The sequence below is a fragment of the Acetobacter conturbans genome (genome assembly GCF_011516755.1).
Classification (GTDB): Bacteria; Pseudomonadota; Alphaproteobacteria; order Acetobacterales; family Acetobacteraceae; genus Acetobacter; species Acetobacter conturbans.
The window spans coordinates 1-1684 of the sequence record NZ_WOSY01000063.1 but is presented as its reverse complement, the minus strand read 5'-3'; the positions used below and the strand labels follow the sequence as shown (position 1 = coordinate 1684).

The following is a 1684-nucleotide window of genomic DNA, read 5'->3' as shown; positions in this document are numbered from 1 at the left end:
TCGCTCATATCCGCATCCAGTTTACCGATACGGATTTTGATCGCAATCTCCCACAGCGAAACAATGCTGACCAGAATGTCGTGAATCGGATCCGCAATGATCTCCCGTGCCTGAGGTCCGAGCCTTTCGGAATCTGACAGCCACCACAGCAAGGCATGGGTATCAAGCAAAACCTTCACAGGTCTCCATCCATGCTATCGAGCATATCCTGCGGCGTCTGATCAAAATCGTCGCTCAGTCTGATCCGCCCGCGCAATGCGCCGGGTTGGCGACGGGGACGATAGGATGGTGAAGGAGGCCGTAATTCGGCAACGATTTCGTCATGAGACGTCACGAGGATGGTGCTGCCCTGCCGGACCTGACGCAGATAAGCTGTCAGGTTTCCTCTAAACTCACGAACACCGATTTTCTGCGGGTCCGAGGCATTATCTGAAACACGTTCGCTCATGTGACCCTCCCTATGTGTCATCATATCATGTACACATAGGGAGGAGGTAGAGAATTCATGAGGCATATTCGATTTCAGAGATCAGTGGCCTCCGACAGCGCCAGAGCATCCTCGACATCCACCCCAAGGTATCGAACCGTACTATCCAGCTTTGTATGCTCCAGCAGAATCTGCACGGCCCGGATATTACCGGTTCGTTTATAAATTATGGCAACCTTTGTTCAGCGAAGCGAATGAGTTCCATATTCACCGGGAATCAGTCCCACCGCCTCAACCCATTGATCAAGAAGCCGGGCATATTGCCTTGTGCTCAGGTGAGTTTTGGTGCTCAGTCGACTGGGAAAAACATACTCATTCAAGCCACCATCACAATGCTGCAGCCACGCTCGCACGCTTTCCCGTGTCGTTTCTGTAATTTCAAACTGTACGGGGCGCCGTGTTTTCTGCTGAACGACCATGGCCCGATGACGCACCTGACCACTGATAATGATGTCGCCGATACGAAGGCTGACAAGGTCGCAGCCTCTGAGTTTACTATCGAGAGCAAGATCAAACAGCGCTCTGTCTCTGATACGCTGTTCGCTCCCAAGCCAGAACCGGATAGCCCAGACGTGCTTTTCTTTAAGCGCGCGCTTGGCGCCAACCATTTTCCCTGCATTCCAAGGCACGGACGCCTTCAACGTAGGCGATGGAAAGTGAGTTTTCTTCTCCATGACATTTTCTCCTGATCAGCTGCAGATGCAGCAGTCAGAAGTCTGGACGAGGATATCGGCGGATAACGAGGACTGTTGCAGACCGTCCGCTTTCCGGAAGCCCAAACGGCTCCACTTATGTCGGAAATGTAGGCGAAAGCGGACTACTTCCTGAGGCTGGCGATACCAAGCTCCTGCCAGATTTATCCGAAGTCGTAGGCAGCCATCGTACAGAACTCACCTCCCGCACTGGCGGTGGTATTTTCGATCCCCTTGATCCCCTTGGCGACCTTTTTCCTGCCTGCGGCAGTGCGGGCAGCCTGACGGGGTGGCGTCACGTTCCCCAGGCCCGACACCGTTTCATCAAGCGTCTGGCGATAATGACGCTCCAGGCTTCTGCTGATCCTGACGAGGGACAGGAGATCGGTGCAAGCTGTCCTGCCTCGATGAGGACCGATTATAGCCCTGATCGCCCGACAGGCGTCTCCCGCTAGCTATCACACGAACGTGAAATCCGACGAAATTACGCCCTGCTTTGATTCCA

The 1684-nt window shown here is 53.8% G+C and carries 4 protein-coding genes; all 4 read right to left on the bottom strand.

The window, feature by feature from the left end:
* Window positions 1–179 (bottom strand): PIN domain-containing protein (locus GOB81_RS17305; protein ID WP_173571458.1); only part of this gene is annotated, 179 nt, incomplete at its 3' end.
* Complete coding sequence (locus GOB81_RS17300; protein ID WP_173571457.1) at window positions 176–514, bottom strand: type II toxin-antitoxin system Phd/YefM family antitoxin; 339 nt, start codon at window positions 512–514, stop codon at window positions 176–178. The genes GOB81_RS17305 and GOB81_RS17300, both read right to left, overlap by 4 nt.
* A gap of 155 nt (window positions 515–669) precedes the next feature.
* Entirely contained in the window at window positions 670–1161 is a 492-nt protein-coding gene (locus GOB81_RS17295) for a tyrosine-type recombinase/integrase (RefSeq protein WP_242010340.1), read from the bottom strand.
* A gap of 182 nt (window positions 1162–1343) precedes the next feature.
* On the bottom strand, window positions 1344–1496 hold the full coding sequence (locus GOB81_RS17290; protein ID WP_173571456.1) for a hypothetical protein: 153 nt from the start codon (window positions 1494–1496) through the stop codon (window positions 1344–1346).
* Between the last annotated feature and the right edge of the window lie 188 nt (window positions 1497–1684).